This window comes from Azospirillum rugosum (assembly GCF_017876155.1).
GTDB classification, from domain to species: Bacteria; Pseudomonadota; Alphaproteobacteria; order Azospirillales; family Azospirillaceae; genus Azospirillum; species Azospirillum rugosum.
In genome coordinates this window covers 1-5207 of sequence record NZ_JAGINP010000056.1, presented here as the reverse complement: position 1 = coordinate 5207, position 5207 = coordinate 1, and the positions used below count along the sequence as shown (strand labels likewise).

4 protein-coding genes are annotated in these 5207 nt (G+C 68.3%); 1 reads left to right on the top strand and 3 read right to left on the bottom strand.

Going from position 1 to position 5207, the window contains the following annotated elements; translation table 11 throughout:
• Window positions 1-293 precede the first annotated feature (293 nt).
• From dps to J2851_RS35375, 3 genes are all read right to left on the bottom strand, one after another.
• Complete coding sequence (gene dps, locus J2851_RS35385) at window positions 294-788, bottom strand: DNA starvation/stationary phase protection protein Dps (RefSeq protein WP_209774068.1); 495 nt, start codon at window positions 786-788, stop codon at window positions 294-296.
• Between the two features lie 3 nt (window positions 789-791).
• Window positions 792-1628 (bottom strand): alpha/beta fold hydrolase, encoded by an 837-nt coding sequence (locus tag J2851_RS35380; RefSeq protein WP_209774065.1) that lies wholly within the window; start codon window positions 1626-1628, stop codon window positions 792-794.
• Window positions 1629-1803: 175 nt separating this feature from the next.
• The gene (locus J2851_RS35375; protein WP_209774063.1) at window positions 1804-2490 is read right to left on the bottom strand and encodes a response regulator transcription factor; all 687 of its coding nucleotides are present in this window, start codon (window positions 2488-2490) and stop codon (window positions 1804-1806) included.
• A gap of 215 nt (window positions 2491-2705) precedes the next feature.
• On the opposite strand from J2851_RS35375, the gene J2851_RS35370 reads away from it, so the two are divergent.
• Window positions 2706-4982, top strand: a complete 2277-nt coding sequence (locus tag J2851_RS35370; protein ID WP_209774060.1) for a CheR family methyltransferase — start codon at window positions 2706-2708, stop codon at window positions 4980-4982.
• Window positions 4983-5207: the final 225 nt, after the last annotated feature.

Here is a 5207-nt window from a genome sequence, read left to right as displayed (position 1 = left end):
TTGAGATTTTCTCCGGGCTGCCGCCCGTAACGACCCCTCACCCCAACCCCTCTCCCCCAAGGGGAGAGGGGCTTTTTCTATGCTGCTCAATGCATCACCGCATCCGCGAGATGTGTGCATACCGTAGCGCGAAGGCGGGGATCCAGGAAGCTCCGCACGTAAGTGCCTGATCCGGCTGGATCCCCGCCTTCGCGGGGATGACGTGATTCCCGCGGCGCCATCCCCAATGAAAAGCGGCCCGGCCCCCGGCGGACGCCGGGAACCGGGCCGTCAAGGCGCCGAGGGGGGAAGGATCAGCCCGCGCTGTCGCCCGTGACCAGGTGGGCCTCCAGGAACCACAGCTGCTTGTCGGTCTCGCGGGAGATCTGGGTGAAGAGGTCGGCGGTGTCCGCGTCGCCCGCGGCGGTGGCGGCGTCGATATCCTTGCGCACCAGCGCCCCGAACTGGGCGAGCGCGCCCGACAGCGCCTTCAGGTGGTCGGTGCCGGCCACCGCCTGGAGCGGGTATTCGTAGAGGGAGGAGCGGGCGGCGGTGGTCTGCGCCCGGCCGTCGGCGACATGCCCCAGCGCGGTGATCCACTCCGCGATCAGGTCGACGAAGCCCTCCACCTCGGAATGGACGCTGTCGAACAGCTCGTGGAGCTGCATGAAATGCGGCCCCTTCACGTTCCAGTGCGCCTGCTTGGTCTGCGCTTCCAGGTCGAGCGCGTCGGACAGGCGGGCCTGGAGGAGGGCGGCGGCCTGCTTGCGGACGGACGCACCGAGGTCGAGACGGGAGGTGTAGGTCATGGCTTATCCCTTGATGAAGGTGAGCAGCGCCTCGTTCACCACGTCCTTGTGCGTGGTGCACAGCCCGTGCGGGGCGCCCGGAACGATGGTCAGCGTGCCCTTGGGCAGCAGGGACACGGCCACCTTGCCGGTGGTCGCCAGCGGGACGACCTGGTCGTCGTCGCCGTGCAGCACCAGCGTCGGGACGATCATCTTCTTCAGAGCGTCGCGCAGGTCGGTTTCGGAGAAGGCCTTGACGCACTCGTACTGGGCCAGCAGGCTTCCCTGCATGCCCTGCGCCCAGAAGCTGTCCAGCACCCCCTGCGAGGCCTTGGCGCCGGGCCGGTTATAGCCGTAGAAAGCGGGGGCGAAGTCCTTGAACCACTGGGCGCGGTCGGCCTTCACCCCGGCGCGGATGCCGTCGAACACCTCCGGCGGCACGCCTTCCGGGTTCCAGGCGGTGCGCACCATGATCGGCGTGACGGCGCTGATCAGCACGGCCTTCGACACGCGCGACACGCCGTGGCGGCCGATGTATCGGGCGACCTCGCCGCCGCCGGTGGAATGGCCGACATGGACGGCGCCCTTCAGATCCAGCGCCGCGGTGACGGCCGCCAGGTCGTCGGCGAAATGGTCCATGTCGTTGCCGAAGCCCGGCTGCAAGGACCGGCCATGGCCGCGGCGGTCGTGCGCGATCACGCGGTAGCCGTGCTGGGCCAGGAACAGCATCTGGTCTTCGAAGGCGTCGCCGGTGAGCGGCCAGCCGTGGCTGAAGACGACCGGCTGGCCGGTCTGCGGGCCCCACTGCTTGACGTAGATCTGGACGCCGTCCCCCGTGGTGACGTGGCTGCCCTGGAGCATGGGTTCGTTCCTTCGGTCGTGTTCTTGTGATCGGACGACACGATGGTAGGGGCGAGCCTGCAGGGCCTATTGCCTCTTCGGAACGGTTTTGCCTGTTCTGCGCATTCCGGGGCGGCGGAACGGCCCGCGGCCGGAAAGCCGTCCCCAAAGAGGACGTTCGGACAAAAAGGCGCTGTCAGGCGCAGGCGGCCTGCTGCCGGCCGACGGCCTCGGGCCGCACGGACAGCGCCTCCGCCATGCGGACCAGGTCGGGCAGCGTCTGCGCGCCCATCTTGCGCATAACGTTGCCGCGGTGGATCTTCACCGTGATCTCGCTGAGGTTCATGTGCCCGGCGATCTGCTTGTTCATCAGGCCGGCGGTGACGAAGCCCATCACCTCCCGCTCCCGCGCGGTCAGCGTCCGGAAGGCGGAGCGCAGATGCTCCCGCATGTGCTCCCGGCGGCGCCGGTGGCGGTCGGCGGCGATGGCGGCGTTGACGGCCGCCAGCATGTCGTGCTCGCGGAAGGGCTTGACCAGGAAATCGATCGCCCCCGCCTTCATGCCGGTGACGGCCATGGGGATGTCCCCGTGCCCGGTCATCAGCACCACCGGGATCGGGCTGTCGGACAAGGCCAGCCGCGCCTGGACGTCCAGCCCGTTGGCCTCCTTCAGGCGGATGTCGAGGACGAGGCAGCAGGGCACCATCGGCGGGTCGAAGGCCATCAGCTCCTCCGGTGCCGCGAAGGTGGCCGCGGCGAACCCGACCGAGCGGAACAGGCTGTCGAGCGCGCCGCGCACCGCCGCATCGTCGTCCAGCACCAGGACCATCGGCGTGCCGCCGTCGTCAAACCGGTGGTCGTCGAACCGGTCCTTGACCGCCATTCCGCACATCCGTGCGCCCTTTCTGCTGCGAAAATCCTCGGCGTCGGGCGCATGGTTCCACGCGCGGAACGGCGGGTCTTGCCCGTGGTTGAGCCTTTTGTCGATTCTTGCGCCGCTCGGCCCGCGGGCGTTTGAAGACGTATGCCCGATGCCGGGTTGTGGGTGCGGCGAGGGTGCCGGTATGATGCCGGCCCCACAGGTTGACCAGCCCGAAAATGTCCAGCAAAGAGCCCACGAAGACAGAGCCGCCCGACCCCGAGTTCGAGGCGCTGATCCGCTACATCCAGGAGAACCGCGGGCTGGACTTCCGCGGCTACAAGCGGACCAGCCTGCAGCGCCGCATCCGGCGCCGGATGGAGGAGGTCAACTGCGACGACTTCGCGACCTACCACGGATTTCTGGAAGCCCATCCCCAGGAGTTCGTGGAACTGCTGAACATGGTCCTGATCAACGTCACCTCCTTCTTCCGCGACACCGAGGCGTGGGAGGTGCTGAAGAACGACGTGGTGCCGCGGCTGCTGGCGGAACTGGGCGACCACGGCCCCATCCGCATCTGGAGCGCCGGCTGCGCGTCGGGCGAGGAGCCCTATTCGCTGGCCATGCTGTTCGCGGAGGCGCTGGGCAGCGAATCCTTCTGCAGCCGGGTCAAGATCTACGCGACCGACCTGGACGACGCCGCGCTGAACATCGCCCGCCACGCCATGTACGCGCCGCGCGACGTGGAAAGCGTGCCGCAGCCCCTGCTGGAAAAGTATTTCGAGCGCACCAACAACCACTATGTGTTCCAGCGCGAGCTGCGCAAATGCGTGATCTTCGGGCGGCACAACCTCGTGACCGACGCCCCGATCTCGCGCATCAACCTGCTGGTCTGCCGCAACCTGCTGATCTACCTGGAAAGCGAGACGCAGAACATCGTCCTGCCGCGCCTGCACTACGCGCTGGCCAACGGCGGCGTCCTGTTCCTGGGCAAGGCGGAGACGCAGCTCGCCCGCTCCAAGATGTTCGAGCCGGTCGACCTGAAGAGCCGCATCTTCCGCAAGGTGCCGCAGGAATGGCGGCGCAGCCTGGGCGGCAGCCTGACGATCTCGCCGGATCTTCCCAACAACCGGCAGAGCTTCCAGACCCGCCTTCTGGAAAGCATCGTCGACAATAGCCCGGCCGCCTTCCTGGCGGTGAGCGGCGACGGGACGCTGGTCTTCGCCAACGCCATGGCGCGCCGGCTGCTCGACGTTGCCGAGGTGGACATCGGCCGCCCGTTCCAGGACATGGCGATCTCCTACCGCCCGGCGGAGCTGCGCTCGCGCATCGAGGAGGTGCAGACCACCGGCCGCACCCTCCGCCTCGAACACCAGGAATACGCCCGCCCGCCGGCCGAACCGATCCGCCTGACGATCGAGGTCTCGCTGCTCTACGGCGCGGACGGCAAGCCCTTCGTCACGCTGCTGAGCTTCACCGACACCACGCGCGTCCACATGCTCCAGAAGGAGCTGGAGGCGGCGCAGGAGAGCCTGGAGACGACCATTGAGGAACTCCAGTCCTCCAACGAGGAGCTGGAGACGACCAACGAGGAGCTGCAAAGCACCAACGAGGAGCTTGAGACCACCAACGAGGAACTCCAGTCCACCAACGAGGAGCTGGAGACGATGAACGAGGAGCTGCGCTCCGCCAACGAGGAGCTGGAGGTCGCCAACGAGGAGCTGCGCCGCCAGGGCGAGGAGTCCGGCGAATACCGGCGCTATTCCGAATCCATCCTGCGCAGCATGGACGTGGGGATCATCGTGCTGGACCAGGACCTGCGCGTGCGCTCGTGGAACCGCTGGAGCGAGAACATGTGGGGCCTGCGCAGCGAGGAGGTGGTGGGTGAGGAGTTCCTGGACCTCGACATCGGCCTGCCCGTGCAGCGGCTGCGCGCCGACCTGGAACGCATCCTGGAGAAGGAGATCCCGCAGCAGCCGGTCGTGCTCGACGCGCTGGACCGCCGTGGCCGGCCGGTCACCTGCCGCGTGCGGCTGTCCCCCCTGCTGTACGAATCGCGGGAGACGCGCGGCGCCGTCCTCATCATCGAGGACATCACCGAACAGTCGCGGGCCGAGACCTTCGCCGGCTACCTGGGCCGCGTGATCGGTGAATCGCTGAACGAGGTGTATTTCCTGGACGCGACGACCTTCCGCTTCCAGCTGGTCAACCGCGGCGCGGAGACCAAGCTCGGCTATTCGCTGGAGCAGCTGAAGCAGTTCACCGTCTTCGACCTGATGCCGGAGGTCACGGCGGAACGGTTCCACGCGCTGGTCGAACCGCTGCTGTCCGGCGAGAAGCAGGAGGTCGTGTTCGAATCCCGGATGGAGGGCCGCATGCGCGGGACCTACCCGGTGGAGGTGTGCCTCCAGCTGTTCAACACCGAACAGCCGCCCATCCTGCTGGCCATCGTGCACGACACCACCGAGCGCCAGCGCGTCGGCGCCGACGGGGATGAGGCCAAGGCGGTCGGGTGAGCGTGTGAGTTTATCGGCGAGGACCTTCTCCCTCTCCCCTCTGGGGAGAGGGTCGGGGTGAGGGGGTTGCGCGTGGGCCGGACGTACCAAAGTGGCGGGGGGGGCGCCCCCCCCCCCCCCCCCCCCCCCCCCGGGGGGGGGGGGGGGGGCGCCCCCCCCCCCCCCCCCCACCCCCCCCCCCCCGGCCCCCCCCACCCCCCGACCACCAGACCCCCACCAAACCAC